We start from the raw sequence: 12,325 nt of genomic DNA, 5'->3' as shown, positions 1-12,325 counted from the left end.
GTCACCCCAGCAATTCGTCAAATGCTTCATCCACCGCCATTCGGAGGTTGTTCACGGCGACTCGGTAATAACTTTCCTTGAGCTCCACGCCGACGAACCGACGCCCCATCTTGATTGCCTGGTATCCCTCGCTGCCGATGCCGGCGAATGGGCTGAATACGATGTCTCCCGGGTTGCTCCAGAGCTCTACGCCGCGGGCGATCACATCGAGTTGCAGCGGACAGATGTGCTTCTCGTCTTTCTCGTCCCGCGCTGATCGATACTGGAGCGTGTTGTTCGGGTTGATGTCCATCCAGACCGGAGAAGCGTACTTCTGCCAGACGAAGACGCTCCGCCACATTTCAAACGGCCACGGCTCCCGGCCGTCTGCCCGGACTTCCGCCGCGTGCTTTTCGTATGCCTCCCGGCTCACATCCAAGCCCTCACCGATAAATTCTTCGAACTCGCCGCTGATCGGCTCCGGGTTGACGCCAGGCTTCCGCATCGTTACGAGGTAATCCGGAATCCCTTGCCGGCTCATGGCGCTATCTTTGACGACCTGTTTATGGAGCAGACCGAGCGCTTTGGTCCGTTGCTGCGCGACGACCGGGTCTTTCCAGATGCAGACCTCGCTATGGTAAATCCAACCTTCCGCCTCGAATGCGCGGATCAGATCCCCGCGGAAGTCCCGGATACCGATATAGCCGTGATGTGCCTTGCTCGTCGGCAGGTTCATACAGTGAAAACTCACGAGCCGTCCAGGGATGGTTACGCGGTAAAGCTCGCGGATGAGGAAACGGAAATGCTCGAAGAACTCCTCATCACTTCGGCAGTTGCCCATGTCCCGGTCGCTGTTCGAGTACGTATATAATGAAGCAAAAGGCGGCGAGAAGATCGAATAATGAATGCTGTTGTCCGGCAGTCCGCGGGTGATCTCCACGCAATCGCCGTTATAGAGCGCGAAATCGGATTCGATGACCTGGTCAATCGCTTTAGCTGTCATTCATCCATCACCGCCAATAGTGCTGCCTTACATATAGCTTCGGGTGCTGTTTTAGCCGTTGCCCGATAACCGTTAACTGTATAAGGCTCGTTTAGCACCAAAATAAACCGTGCCATCCATCCCCATGCGCCATCTTCTAATTCAGTCATCGCCATTTCTGAAAAATGTGTTTTGCTCATCTTATCCACCACTTCCCATGCTGCGGATATGTCGGTGGAATAACGGTCAATCATGACTCTGACGCCATCCTTATCGCGAAATTGACCATGTGTGGTATATCCCATCACCTTTTCAGCCACCAACGCATCCATCTCACGCCCCGGTTCCATCGCCAATATCTCTTTAGCTTGCAAATTTCTCACTCCTTAGCCACGACGGGATAATGATTGGCCGCCGCGGTTCGTATTCGGCCACGTCGCGCTCCGCTTGCCGGATCGACTCCGACGTGATGTCTTTGGTGTACTGGACCATCTCCGCGACCATCTTCCGGAAATCGGCCTCTTTGCGCTTGATGTTGTCGGCCGTTGCGCCCTCTCTGCTCGACGTGATCATATGCACGTTCACGGGCCGCGTCTGGCCAAACCGGTAACACCGCCGGATCGCTTGGAAGACCTGTTCAAAACTGTCCGACAACCCGACGAAGACCATGTCTGCGCAATGCTGCCAGTTCATGCCGAACCCGGCGATCGAGGGCTTTGTCACGAGAACTCGGATCTTGCCGGCGGCGAAGTCGAGCATTGCCTGCTCCTTGTGAGCGGGCTTATCGCTCCCGCGGACTTCGACAGCGCCGGGAATGGCGGCCGCGAGCATTTCGCTCTCGACGTTCAGATCGCACCAGACGAGGAATGGTCGATCCGTCGCGTTGACGATCTCGGCGCAGGCGGCTACCCGTTCAGCAACCGTCTCCCGACGCGCCCGCTGCCGCTGTGATAGCGTCTTGGCAAGCGCCCCCTCGACGTCGATCACGACGTCCTCCACATTGAGCGGCGGTAAAATGTAACCGTCGTCTGGATAGCCCAGATCCGACGGCTTCTCGAGCACAACACCCCAGGATGCGACCCATTTCCAGAAAGCATCCTCCGCGTGGCCCTTGAGCCGCCATTTCTGGGTTTCCCCTCCGTCGTGGACGAAGAACATCGAAAGCATCTCCGTCCGGCTCATGACACCCAAGAACTCCGCATGATTGCCGATCTCCATGTAATCATTCGGAGCCGGCGTCGCGGTGCAGGCAAGCCGGTATGGTGTGAAGGCGAACGACTCGATCAGCTCTGTCCGGATCTTGCCCGTGAATGATTTGAGGATGGAACTCTCGTCCAGGACAACCCCCTCGAACAAGACCGGCTCAAAATGTCGTAACATCTCATAGTTCGTGATATTGAGCCCCGGCCTGACGTCCTCTTGGCCGCGACACATCGTAATTTCGTATCCGAGCTCCGCCGCTTCCCGGACCGTCTGCGCTGCGACTGCCAGAGGGGCGAGCATAAGCACGTCGCCACCGGTCAATCTGTGCACGTTCATAGCCCATTCGGTTTGCATGCGCGTCTTGCCGAGACCGGTCCCTGCGAAGATCGCCGCACGCCCCCGCCGCAACGCCCAGCGGACAAGATCGCGCTGGAAGTCGAACAGGCTTGGATGCAGATCGTTCCGGTCGACGAAGAAGCCAGACGGCGGCATGATGGCACGCTTGTTTTCGATGAACGCCTCATACTCACGCATTGCCCTCCGCCTCCCCAATCAGCCGTTCAAGGTACCAACGCGCCTTTCTCAGATCCTCGACACCGTTTTTCCGTTTCCAGCGCCATAGGTACTTTATGACGTTGCCGGTGCAAACCGCCTCGATGCCAATCAGATCCTCAGTCGCCGCCTTGATGGCGTCGATGCATTCGACATTGCCGGCCGTGTAGTGGGCCGGGTGGTTGACGGGATCGCTGACAATTTGCGGACTGGCATTCTCTACGTATGGTTCTCGCATCTATATCAACTCCGTTAATCCTTTTGATAGAAATCACATTCAAATCCAGCCGCCGTCAACGGCAGCCCTGGTGCCCACTCGATCGGTTGGCTCATGATCTCCGTTACTTCCTCGACCGATCCAGTCCCGACCGGCACCTCCAGCACGACTTCGTCATGGACGTGCATGACGATCCGGTACCCCTTAGCATCCAGTCGCATTAAGCTCTCTGCCAGGCAGTCCCGAGCGATCGCCTGCACCAAGTTTTCCACGAGTCGGCCGCCGTACGTCCGGTGACTCATCCACTTTTTCTTGACCTGGTCCATGCCGTCGAAAACGAGTCCGTCCTTGTCATAGTTCGGATCTGGCTTGATCCGCGGATTGACGTAAGCGAGGCTCCGGCCAGACGGCAGGTCAGCGAACAGCATGCCGGACTCGTATCGGTAGCGGACGCCGTGCTTGAGCTTGACGGTTGTTTTCTCGCGGACCGCCGTGATGGCCGCCTCCTCCGCCGCGTACCACAGCTTGACGATGTTCGGGTTGGCCGTGCGCCATTGCTTGACCAGACGCGGGTAGTCGTCCGGGTCGATCTCCTTTTTGGAGTCCATCGCGGCCATCGCGTTCGGGCCACCCTGGTAACCGCAGGCGAGCACGGCCACTTTGCCGCGAGCCCGCAGCTCGTAATTGGGATGCCCCTTTACGATCGTCTCCAGCGGTACGCCGAACATTTGCGCCGCTGTCGCCTCGTAAATTTTGCCGTGTCCCTTGAATACGTCGAGCACCCAATGCTCATCAGCCAGCCAGGCGATGACGCGGGCCTCAATCGCGGAGAAGTCGGAGACGATAAACCGGTAGCCAGGCGACGGGACGAACGCCGTCCGGATGAGCTGGGAGAGGACGAACGGCGGCGGACCGAATAACATTTCCAGCAGTTCAAAGTCGCCACTCCGGAGCGTCTCCCTCGCCAGTGCCAGGTCTTCAATCTTGTTTTGGGGCAGGTTTTGGACCTGGATCAACCGACCGGCCCAGCGCCATGTTCGGTTGGCTCCGCAGAACTGGAGCAGCCCCCGAGCCCGATCGTCGGCGCAGATGGACCGCATCATGGCGTGGTACTTGTCAACGCTCGTCTTGCTCATTTCCTGCCGAAGCTCCAGTACCCGGCGCGTCTCGTCGTCCGGTGCTGCATCCAACAGGACCGGCATATGCTCCTTGGAGAGCCCATCTGCCGTCTCCAGACCGCGCTCTGCCAGCCACGCTTTGAGCTGCGTCAGGCTGTTCGGATTCTCCAACCCGGTGATCTCCCGGGCCTCCTGCATCAGCCGCTCCTCGTATTGCGCATCGCAGGCAAAGGCCTGCTGAACGAGTACCGGGTCCAGCCGGACGCCGCGGTCGTTGATGCGCTGGTCAAGCGCCCACAGCCGCCACTCCTTCTCCGGGACCGGGAACCGTTCAAGCTTCCGGCGGACCTCCCGTTCGACGACGACGTCCTGTCTGTTGTACTCGATGTACTGCTGCCACTTGATCGGATCGTGATGCGGATAGTTCCGAGTCCGGCCGCCGTTGGTCTTGGTCGGCTTGCATGGCACGGAGAAATATTTGATCAGGACCTTGCCTTTCGCATCCTTCTGGGCGTCGAGCTTCAGTACCTCGGCGACGCCTTCCAGATAGCCGGGGAGCCCGAGCGTTAGGGCGTGAACCGCCGTGCAGCGCCATTGGAGCGGATCGCATTCAATGCCGAAGTGCCGGGCAATTGCCGTTCGCTCGAATGCCGCATTGAAAGCCGTTTTAGTGACAGCTGGATTGGTCAGGTCGTACAGCACGCGCTCCGGCAAATCCTCGAAGGCCGTCAGATCGATCACTTGGACAGGTTCGTCGTCGTAGGCGTAGGCAAAAAGCAATATCTCGAAGTCCGGGGCCTCGACGTACCGATGCACACCACAGGTTTTGAGGTCGACCGAGGAATAAGTTTCGACGTCGATTTGGAGAGTGGTCATTGCGTCACCCTGTAGGGTAGGATTAGCACGTCAATGCCGTTGTAATTGGTCAGCACGATCGGCTCCAGTGGGCCGCGCAGCTTGATCTCGACACCTGTTCCCGCTGCATCAAAGACGGACAGTGCCGTCGCCAGGTATTCCGCATTGAGTGATCGCTGGGAGTTTTCCCGTGGCGCAGCTTCCGAGATACGAATTGACATGTCGATAAGCGGCATGTCGCGGATGACGTTGAGGTACGCGTGGCCGTTCAGAATCTCGATCTGTGCGATCGGCGCCTCTTTGTCCAACTTGGAGGCGACGCCAGCGACGAGCTGCGCGGCCAATAGAGCCTTCGACATTTCCTCCTGCAGGATCGTAATCTCGCCGTTAAAGCTGCTCGGGATGATCTTGCTCGTATCAGGATATACGCCTTCAAGCGGCTGCCCTGTCTTAGCGTGAATCGTTAGCGGCTGCTCGAACTTGTGCGCGTCATGGATGACGAGCATATAGTGCCGATTGGTAACAACGGCGTGGCCGCCGGTCGCGTAGTGAATGCCCTGGAGGATACCCGCCGTCTTTCCCGCTGCGGCGAACTTGGGGCCGAACTTGCTGAGGATTTGAGATTTTGTAAGGGTCACAGCTTCTTCCCCCCATGCCGGCGCGGCCGCGTTGCATTATAGGCCATCTTCTCGCGGATCACCGCCTCCAGATCGATTCCGTAGTGACCGCAGGCGTCGAAAATCCGAATGCACACGTCGGCCAGCTCGATCGGGATGCCGCAAGGCTTATCGCCTTCGTAGTAGATTTCCCGCAGTCCCCGGCCGTTCCGGTGATCCTCCAGCGCCTCCGACAGCTCGGAGTGCATGAGTGCAATCATTTCTCCGAACGTTCGCGGCTCCTCGTACCAACCTTTGTCGATGGCGTTTTGGTGAGCTTCGTTGACGAGTTCACCAATTGTTGTGTCTTTTCGTTTCATGTACCTCTTGCCTCCCCGAATAGTTGGATAAGAAAGGGGACCCGCTACCGAATCCCCTCCGTCGTCATTAGTTCAAGAAATCGTCATCGTCATCGCTGATGTCGACTACGTCGTCAAAATCCTCGCTGGCAAAGTCGTCATGGACGCTTGCCCGACCGCCGAGGAATTCACCGTCTTGCACTTTAACGACGTTGTTCAGTCCTGCAGCAACCCCCCGGTTGCCTTTTGCATCATACGGGTAGAAGTTGATCGACACCTTCGCATAGCAGCCGGAATACACTTCCGTGCTGTCGGTAATCTCTTGGAACTTCACCTTCCCGTCCGGACCTTTGCCGACCGGCTTGGCGATTCCCGGCTTTGTCTTGCTGGTGGCGTTGAAGAAGTAGTGGCCAGCATATGCTTCATCGTCAGGCCGTTCCTCATCACCATCCCGCAGCGGCTTTTTCAAGTTAGCTGGCACCTTGCCGCCCCACTTGGACGACTTGCCTTGCTCCACAGCCGCATCCACGGCCGCTTTGATTTTGCGCAGCGTATCCTTGTCATCTTTGGGGACAAGAATCGACACGCTGTATTTCTCTTCCCCGTTGTCGTCCGGACGGGGCTCGAAAATGTGGCAGTACGAGAGACGCACTTTGCCAGTGATAACTTTGGTGGTTTGATTGTCAATTGCCATATAGGATCAGTCCTCCAAATTAAAATTTTCGTTTGCGAAATCGTTCTCGACGCTGTTGAGCTCTGGCCGCTTGTCAGTCTCCGGGACAAGTACCGGCTTGCCCGGCGGCTTAACGATCAGATCGCCGATCAGCTCGGTCAGTTCTTTCTTTCCGATCCGCTTCTCGAGTTCACCGATGCCAAGCAACTCACGTGGCTTCAAATACTTGTCTTCAGCAACGTGATTGGCTTTAAGAATCCATTCAGCAGCTTCTTTGTCCGTGATCTGCCGATTGCTCCGACCCTCAACGAGTTTCCAGCCCGGCACCTGGTGCCCAGCCTTCGCCTGCTCGAAAGCGTAATCGGCGACATCCTTCGCCCATGCCTGCAATTGTTCCGCGACGTGGAGGATCTGGCCGATCTCGTCGAGCGTGAGCAACGCCGGGTCCTGGAACTCGTATTCTAGCGCCTTCATGTTGGCGTCGGCGCGCGCCCGGCAGTTCCCCTTGACCTTGCACCACCGGCAATGGTCGCCCGGCTTGTATTCTCCTTTGCCCTCGTAGGCCAGCACTGCTGCGGGACGCACGACCGTCTCCGCCCATTCGAACAGCTCGTCAACGGACATGTTATCTGTACTGACGCTATCGAGCCGTGGCTGGACAATGGTCATATGTACCTCTCGGATATCGTAAAGGTAGCTATAACCGGACCAAGCACCGAGGCCATAGAGCCGAGTCTGTGGGTTGCCGATCGCGCTGACCGGCACGCCCTTGCCGTATTTCAGGTCGATCACTTCCAACACGCCGTCAGCGATCAGCACAACGTCGCCGGTACCGTATCCGTCCGGCACCCATTCGCTGAAATCCAGCTGCTCCTCGAGCAGCAGCACTGCATCGGATGACCGGGCTTTGGCTGCCATGAATCGCTCTTCGACCAGGTCGACGTAATCTTGAACGGCGTTTTCCATCTCCGGCCCGTACAGCGGATTGGCTTTAATCTTCTCAAGCGCTGCATCCAGGCGCTTCTGCTCCTTGCTGTTGCAGGGGAGTAGCCGTCGCCGCAATTTGATTTCGGAAAGCTCATGAGCCAGTGTCCCCTCGTCGGCGTATTCGCTCCGCTTATCTGGCACGCTCTCCTGCAGTCGGGCACTCGGCGGGCAGTTAATCCAGCGGGAGGCCCCAGAGGCGCTCAGCAAGGCGTGAGCGCGTTCAGCGTGTGCTTGCGTCACCTCTGGCACCCCCTGCGCCGCAGCTGCTCCTGCAAGATGTCTAGCTCATTGCGGAGCCGATCGATTTCGGCTTCCGCTTCCAATGCACGACGGATTGCATAGGGCCAGCCTTGGCGGGCTTCGGCGGCGAATTTAATATCATGTTCCATCCCCATATAAGGGGCACACGGCTTAAGGAGCATCCGCCTAAAGTCGTCCCTGTCATAGATATCTTGAATAACGTTCCGACCTTCCGGCACCCACGGCCCCTGCGTCGCTGCCTCGCAAATCGCCAGATCCGCCTCAAGATCACGTACTTGCTTTCCCACCGCCATCAAGCCAGTCCCTCCAACTCGCGCTTAAAGGCGACGCGTTTTTCCACCGGCACAGCCGTGATATTGGGAACACCATATTTGTCCAGCAACGCCTTGACTTTCTTTTTGGCGTCCGGTCCCTTCTTACCAATTTCTGCGGCGACAGCGCGAAGTTCGACGTCGGTTGGGATCGGTTCATCAGATTCGGCTTCATCCAGATCGGGCTCAATTTGCGTTTCCGATGCGGGTTGCTCGTCTTGCGGCTCCGGCGGAGCGGCCAGCGGCTCTTTGACGGTTTCCGGTTTGGTGCGGGCCTTTGCTGGCTTGTCCGCCCTCGGTGCTTCCGGCGCAGCTACTGGAGCAGCGGGCTTGCCGACGATACCCGTGGACAGGGCGGCAAGCTCTTGGATTGCTTGTTCGGCATTTTCTCCGTTGATCGTGATTTGAACAGGCATGGATGATTCCTCCTATATGTTGTTGGTTGAAAATGTGATATAATGACGGTAAGGTGATTTTCTTACGCAGTCGTCTTTTGCGACTGCTCTTTTTGTTTTAGGCGGGATGCGCAGCGTTCTAATTGCCGGCGATAGATTATTGATGCGCGCTTGGACTTCGCTGTTTCTATCAGCTGGATCAGGTTTCCGCAAACTCGGAATCGTTGTTTACGTGTCATCGGTCTTTCACCTCCTTTCAATGTGCTCATATCATCTTCACTTCCAGCTCATCGATTTTCCGACACAGGTCCTGTTCCCATTCCAGGTCACCCATCTCGTGAGCGTGAAACGCAAGGGATTTCAGCGCATCTAGCTCATATACCAACTTAGCGTTGACGGTTAAACAGTAGCTGATCTCCTGTTGTTCGCTTTTGGGAAGTTTACCCCAGCCACCCAACCTTTCCGCTTTCATCTGGAGTTCGGCTAGGCGGCGATGTATCGGATGGATGGCGATCATGAGACCTCACCGGCTTCCAGTCGTCGGATCCATTCCAAGTACGCTTCCTTTCGGATCCTCCGGCTGTTCCCACTTTTGAAGCTGGGCAGTTCACCATTTGTGCAGCGGAGATATACCGTGTTCGGATGCCACCCCATCAGCTCGGCAACTTGCTTGACGGTCAGAATGTCGGGTAATTTTTCCAGACTGGGCACATCGATCACTCCTTTTCGGAACATACTTCGCAGCAAATCGATGTGCTGGAAAAGTCGTCGCCTTCACGGATAATATGAGCGATAATTTCCGGTTCGACGGCGTGCTCAATTCCGCATTTCGGACATTGCGAGTAAATTTCGTCGTCGTATAGCGGAATCTTAATCTCGACATCATCTCCAAGTTTTGTTTTGAGATAAAGCATTGCGGCGCACCTCCTCTCATGCGACTTCGACTTTATTTCGAATCGCCATTTCCTTCACGATCGCGAGATACACTTCAGTCAATCGTGCATCATCGGCAATGACATCCAACTTGCTTACCTTGTCGATCTTGGACTTGGCAACGCCTTCGAGCGCCATCTTTTTGCGCTTGTTTACTTGCCGAATAGACAAATTGCATTGCGCCCGTTCTTCGAGCAGCTGATACGACTCAACGCGGACCCCCTCGTAATCGCCGCCTCGCGCTTGGGCGATTCGATTCAGCAAAGCGGTTACCTTCTTGCGCCATTCGGTAGGATTGAGGCTAAGGATCTCCGTGATCTGCTCTTGCCGCTGCTCCGTCTGATTGAGCCGAGTTTCCACTTCGGACAATCTCCGCTCCTGCTCTACCAATTGCGCGATCGAGGCTTGCAGAATTTCCAGTGTAGTTTGGGGCGTTTTAGCGAGCTGCTTTTCCATTTCCTCAAACTTGGTGACGTAAGCAGCCGTGAACAATACGCCTTTCTCTCCGGTCATCTTGTTCGCCACCATATCGCAGCCTTTGCGAGTGAGAAGGTAGCATTTCAAGGTGCGCCCAGTGCTGTCCTGATAAGTGCTTTCGATGAAGAAATCTACTGAACGGAAATTTCCGTTCAGTAAGTGCTGGATGTAGCCGTTGATTTTTTCGAGCAGATCAGCGTGGCGAACTTTCGTCATTTCTGCTACGTCCCGGCTATCGACGAGCAGTTGCCCGTTTTGATTGATTACCGTTAATTGATTCATTGGTCGGCTCCTTTCTGTTTGGATAAACAATCAAACTCAAATTAAATTTGATATTTGGGCGCAGAAAAATATGACCACAAATTTTACTTGCGGAAACTCAAATTTTGGTATATAATCCAGGTTGTAAGGTTAAACTAGATTTGAGTTAAGCACGAAGGTAAAATGACGGTTCATGGAGATCTGGAAAGATTTCTTCATCCGGTACGCCAAAATAATGCTCGATTCGTTTCAACAATCGTGTACCTGGAACCGATCTTCCACTCTCCAGTTCCCGCAAATGGGTTTCAGTAATGCCTAGTTCCTGGGCCACTTGTCTTTGGGTACCTTTCATTTCGCGTAACTCTTTAAGTCGTTGACGAGGTTTAGTGTTTGCGTTTGGCATTTTCAGACTCACCTCCTTGCTGTATCCATATAATAACACTCAAATTTTATTTGAGCAATACCTTTTTTATAAAATTTAATTTGTGGAGTGATTTCCATGTCGTCGTTAGGTTCAAGAATAAGAGAATGCCGGAGAAGGAGAGGTTATACACAAGCGCAGATGGCCGATAAACTCGGTATGACCGAAGCTAATTTTTCGAGTTATGAGCGTGACAAGAGTCAACCCCCAAGCGAAAAGTTGAGTCAAATCGCGTCAATTTTAGGGGTTTCCACCGATTATCTGCTCTTTGGCGACTTTGAAGATAAACTACAAGAAAAATCGGATCTGCTAGATGATCACTTAAAAAACTCTGAGTTCTTTAGTACAGCTTTGTTTATTATAAAAAGACTGGCATTAAAGTATAAAGACATAATACCTCAAGACTTGATTATTGATTCGGGGTTTAACGGTTTTAGAAAGGCTGTTGAAAGCTTTAACGCCTCAAAAAATGTAAAGTTCGAGACATTCGCAACAACTTGCATAGAAAATGAAATTGTCTTAAGAGCACGAAACGCAGGCCTTGATCCTATAACAAAGCTTGAACCCAAATACAGAGGGGGTTATGAAGACATCCCATCCTGGGCAACCCATAAAGATGTTCGTGACTTCAAGGAAATGCTCGAAGAAGACGCTCCAGTCATGTTTGATGGCGTGCCTCTTGATGAAGAGGACAAAGAGAAAGTATTAAAAGTGATGGAAGCGATCTTCTGGGATGCCAAGAAGCGCAACAAGCGGAAACCGATCGAAGAATAGCGGAGGGAACTGGATGGACAAGATTATCCGACAACTCATCCGTAAATATAAAACAAATAACCCTTTTGAGCTTGCAAACTGCCTGAATATTACGGTTTGGTTCCGTGATCTCGGGAAGGGAACACGAGGACTTTATATGTGCAAGTTGCGGCGCCGGTATATTGTCATTCATGATAATCTTGATGAATGCTGGCAACGTTTTGTTTGTGCTCACGAATTGGCGCACGACCGCCTGCACCCCGGATTCAGCCGGTTTTGGCTGGACGAGCAGTCCTTCTTCAACGCCGGTAAGTTTGAGCGCCAGGCAAACAAATTCGCTGTCCGCCTACTAACCGCGGGAGACAGTTTGCAGCGCGGGGAGTCAATTTCTGAGTTCTTACGCCGTAACGGTGTGCCAGAAGAAATGAGCAAATTCTATATGTGATCTATGTGAACTTTGCGCTTCCCAGCCGCAAGGCTGTTTACCATACATTTTTAATCAAACATATGTTCTGTTAGATAGGAGGAAAATCCATGCTCGGTTCTTTTCGTCGCCGCGGCTGCACATGTAAAAAGAAACGTTGTACATGCGGATCAAAATGGACATACCGCTACCACATCATTGATCCAAAAACGGGAAAGCGGAAGCAAAAAGAGACGCGCGGGTTTGACACAAAGGAAGAAGCGGAGGCAGAAGCAAAACGCATACTTGCGGAGTTGCAGAACGGGACGTATATCGAGGAAAAAGACATCACATTTAATCAATTTGCCGAAGAATGGATATTGATATACGAAAAATCGGGAAAAGTAAAGCAAAGCACACTGGACATTCGCAAAGCCAAGCTAAAACATTTGGAGAACTTCTTCGGTCAGATCAAACTGAAAGAGATAACAAAGCTCATGTATCAGCAATTTTTAAACGAGCTGGCAGAGAAATACGCTAGGAAAACTGTCGCCAGTGCCCATGAGGTGGGCAGCATGATATTTAAAAA

The 12,325-nt window shown here is 54.0% G+C and carries 20 protein-coding genes; 3 read left to right on the top strand and 17 right to left on the bottom strand.

The window, feature by feature from the left end; all coding sequences use genetic code 11:
• Position 1: 1 nt before the first annotated feature.
• From EXW96_RS26480 to EXW96_RS26400, 17 genes are all read right to left on the bottom strand, one after another.
• Positions 2–982 (bottom strand): DNA-methyltransferase, encoded by a 981-nt coding sequence (locus tag EXW96_RS26480; RefSeq protein ID WP_174351798.1) that lies wholly within the window; start codon positions 980–982, stop codon positions 2–4.
• A complete protein-coding gene (locus EXW96_RS26475; protein ID WP_174351797.1) occupies positions 979–1,335 on the bottom strand; it encodes a BC1872 family protein in 357 nt (118 codons plus the stop codon). Before EXW96_RS26475 ends, EXW96_RS26480 begins: the two co-directional genes overlap by 4 nt.
• On the bottom strand, positions 1,325–2,698 hold the full coding sequence (locus tag EXW96_RS26470) for a helicase-related protein (protein ID WP_174351796.1): 1,374 nt from the start codon (positions 2,696–2,698) through the stop codon (positions 1,325–1,327). Before EXW96_RS26470 ends, EXW96_RS26475 begins: the two co-directional genes overlap by 11 nt.
• The gene (locus EXW96_RS26465) at positions 2,691–2,954 is read right to left on the bottom strand and encodes a DUF3310 domain-containing protein (RefSeq protein WP_174351795.1); all 264 of its coding nucleotides are present in this window, start codon (positions 2,952–2,954) and stop codon (positions 2,691–2,693) included. Before EXW96_RS26465 ends, EXW96_RS26470 begins: the two co-directional genes overlap by 8 nt.
• Positions 2,955–2,968: 14 nt before the next feature.
• Entirely contained in the window at positions 2,969–4,927 is a 1,959-nt protein-coding gene (locus tag EXW96_RS26460; RefSeq protein WP_174351794.1) for a DNA polymerase, read from the bottom strand.
• Positions 4,924–5,544: a beta clamp domain-containing protein gene (locus EXW96_RS26455; RefSeq protein WP_174351793.1), complete on the bottom strand. Its 621-nt coding sequence runs from the start codon at positions 5,542–5,544 to the stop codon at positions 4,924–4,926. The genes EXW96_RS26460 and EXW96_RS26455 overlap by 4 nt, the downstream gene beginning before the upstream one ends.
• Positions 5,541–5,882 (bottom strand): nucleoside triphosphate pyrophosphohydrolase family protein, encoded by a 342-nt coding sequence (locus tag EXW96_RS26450; protein WP_174351792.1) that lies wholly within the window; start codon positions 5,880–5,882, stop codon positions 5,541–5,543. The genes EXW96_RS26455 and EXW96_RS26450 overlap by 4 nt, the downstream gene beginning before the upstream one ends.
• Positions 5,883–5,949: 67 nt before the next feature.
• The gene (locus EXW96_RS26445; protein WP_174351791.1) at positions 5,950–6,555 is read right to left on the bottom strand and encodes a DUF2815 family protein; all 606 of its coding nucleotides are present in this window, start codon (positions 6,553–6,555) and stop codon (positions 5,950–5,952) included.
• Between the two features lie 6 nt (positions 6,556–6,561).
• Positions 6,562–7,761, bottom strand: a complete 1,200-nt coding sequence (locus EXW96_RS26440) for a DUF2800 domain-containing protein (RefSeq protein ID WP_174351790.1) — start codon at positions 7,759–7,761, stop codon at positions 6,562–6,564.
• On the bottom strand, positions 7,758–8,075 hold the full coding sequence (locus EXW96_RS26435) for a hypothetical protein (protein WP_174351789.1): 318 nt from the start codon (positions 8,073–8,075) through the stop codon (positions 7,758–7,760). Before EXW96_RS26435 ends, EXW96_RS26440 begins: the two co-directional genes overlap by 4 nt.
• Positions 8,075–8,509, bottom strand: coding sequence for a hypothetical protein (locus EXW96_RS26430; protein ID WP_174351788.1), 435 nt, complete (start codon positions 8,507–8,509; stop codon positions 8,075–8,077). The genes EXW96_RS26435 and EXW96_RS26430 overlap by 1 nt, the downstream gene beginning before the upstream one ends.
• Positions 8,510–8,571: 62 nt before the next feature.
• Positions 8,572–8,727 carry a hypothetical protein gene (locus EXW96_RS26425; protein ID WP_174351787.1) on the bottom strand — a complete coding sequence of 52 codons (156 nt, stop codon included), beginning with the start codon at positions 8,725–8,727 and terminating at the stop codon, positions 8,572–8,574.
• A 26-nt stretch (positions 8,728–8,753) separates the two neighbouring features.
• A complete protein-coding gene (locus EXW96_RS26420) occupies positions 8,754–9,005 on the bottom strand; it encodes a DUF7667 family protein (protein WP_174351786.1) in 252 nt (83 codons plus the stop codon).
• Positions 9,002–9,199, bottom strand: coding sequence for a helix-turn-helix domain-containing protein (locus tag EXW96_RS27975; protein ID WP_309225228.1), 198 nt, complete (start codon positions 9,197–9,199; stop codon positions 9,002–9,004). The genes EXW96_RS26420 and EXW96_RS27975 overlap by 4 nt, the downstream gene beginning before the upstream one ends.
• A 5-nt stretch (positions 9,200–9,204) precedes the next feature.
• Positions 9,205–9,402 carry a hypothetical protein gene (locus EXW96_RS26410; protein WP_174351784.1) on the bottom strand — a complete coding sequence of 66 codons (198 nt, stop codon included), beginning with the start codon at positions 9,400–9,402 and terminating at the stop codon, positions 9,205–9,207.
• 16 nt (positions 9,403–9,418) lie between these two features.
• Positions 9,419–10,180, bottom strand: a complete 762-nt coding sequence (locus EXW96_RS26405) for a Rha family transcriptional regulator (RefSeq protein WP_174351783.1) — start codon at positions 10,178–10,180, stop codon at positions 9,419–9,421.
• 145 nt (positions 10,181–10,325) lie between these two features.
• Complete coding sequence (locus tag EXW96_RS26400) at positions 10,326–10,562, bottom strand: helix-turn-helix transcriptional regulator (protein ID WP_174351782.1); 237 nt, start codon at positions 10,560–10,562, stop codon at positions 10,326–10,328.
• Between the two features lie 96 nt (positions 10,563–10,658).
• On the opposite strand from EXW96_RS26400, the gene EXW96_RS28730 reads away from it, so the two are divergent.
• From EXW96_RS28730 to EXW96_RS26385, 3 genes are all read left to right on the top strand, one after another.
• Positions 10,659–11,354, top strand: a complete 696-nt coding sequence (locus tag EXW96_RS28730; protein WP_174351781.1) for a helix-turn-helix domain-containing protein — start codon at positions 10,659–10,661, stop codon at positions 11,352–11,354.
• A 13-nt stretch (positions 11,355–11,367) separates the two neighbouring features.
• Positions 11,368–11,778, top strand: a complete 411-nt coding sequence (locus EXW96_RS26390) for an ImmA/IrrE family metallo-endopeptidase (RefSeq protein ID WP_174351780.1) — start codon at positions 11,368–11,370, stop codon at positions 11,776–11,778.
• 89 nt (positions 11,779–11,867) lie between these two features.
• The coding region (locus EXW96_RS26385; RefSeq protein ID WP_174351779.1) for an Arm DNA-binding domain-containing protein at positions 11,868–12,325 on the top strand (458 nt) is incomplete at its 3' end.

This window comes from Paenibacillus sp. JMULE4 (assembly GCF_013337105.1).
Taxonomy (GTDB): domain Bacteria; phylum Bacillota; class Bacilli; order Paenibacillales; family NBRC-103111; genus Paenibacillus_G; species Paenibacillus_G naphthalenovorans.
This window is presented reverse-complemented; position numbering and strand designations above follow the sequence as displayed.

Excerpts from the sequence above, each read along its gene's own strand:
- EXW96_RS26480 (WP_174351798.1), bottom strand. The coding sequence starts at position 982 with ATGACAGCTAAAGCGATTGACCAGGTCATCGAATCCGATTTCGCGCTC.
- EXW96_RS26470 (WP_174351796.1), bottom strand. The coding sequence starts at position 2,698 with ATGCGTGAGTATGAGGCGTTCATCGAAAACAAGCGTGCCATCATGCCG.
- EXW96_RS26465 (WP_174351795.1), bottom strand. The coding sequence starts at position 2,954 with ATGCGAGAACCATACGTAGAGAATGCCAGTCCGCAAATTGTCAGCGAT.
- EXW96_RS26460 (WP_174351794.1), bottom strand. The coding sequence starts at position 4,927 with ATGACCACTCTCCAAATCGACGTCGAAACTTATTCCTCGGTCGACCTC.
- EXW96_RS26450 (WP_174351792.1), bottom strand. The coding sequence starts at position 5,882 with ATGAAACGAAAAGACACAACAATTGGTGAACTCGTCAACGAAGCTCAC.
- EXW96_RS26445 (WP_174351791.1), bottom strand. The coding sequence starts at position 6,555 with ATGGCAATTGACAATCAAACCACCAAAGTTATCACTGGCAAAGTGCGT.
- EXW96_RS26435 (WP_174351789.1), bottom strand. The coding sequence starts at position 8,075 with ATGGCGGTGGGAAAGCAAGTACGTGATCTTGAGGCGGATCTGGCGATT.
- EXW96_RS26430 (WP_174351788.1), bottom strand. The coding sequence starts at position 8,509 with ATGCCTGTTCAAATCACGATCAACGGAGAAAATGCCGAACAAGCAATC.
- EXW96_RS26425 (WP_174351787.1), bottom strand. The coding sequence starts at position 8,727 with ATGACACGTAAACAACGATTCCGAGTTTGCGGAAACCTGATCCAGCTG.
- EXW96_RS26420 (WP_174351786.1), bottom strand. The coding sequence starts at position 9,005 with ATGATCGCCATCCATCCGATACATCGCCGCCTAGCCGAACTCCAGATG.
- EXW96_RS26410 (WP_174351784.1), bottom strand. The coding sequence starts at position 9,402 with ATGCTTTATCTCAAAACAAAACTTGGAGATGATGTCGAGATTAAGATT.
- EXW96_RS26405 (WP_174351783.1), bottom strand. The coding sequence starts at position 10,180 with ATGAATCAATTAACGGTAATCAATCAAAACGGGCAACTGCTCGTCGAT.
- EXW96_RS26400 (WP_174351782.1), bottom strand. The coding sequence starts at position 10,562 with ATGCCAAACGCAAACACTAAACCTCGTCAACGACTTAAAGAGTTACGC.
- EXW96_RS28730 (WP_174351781.1), top strand. The coding sequence starts at position 10,659 with ATGTCGTCGTTAGGTTCAAGAATAAGAGAATGCCGGAGAAGGAGAGGT.
- EXW96_RS26390 (WP_174351780.1), top strand. The coding sequence starts at position 11,368 with ATGGACAAGATTATCCGACAACTCATCCGTAAATATAAAACAAATAAC.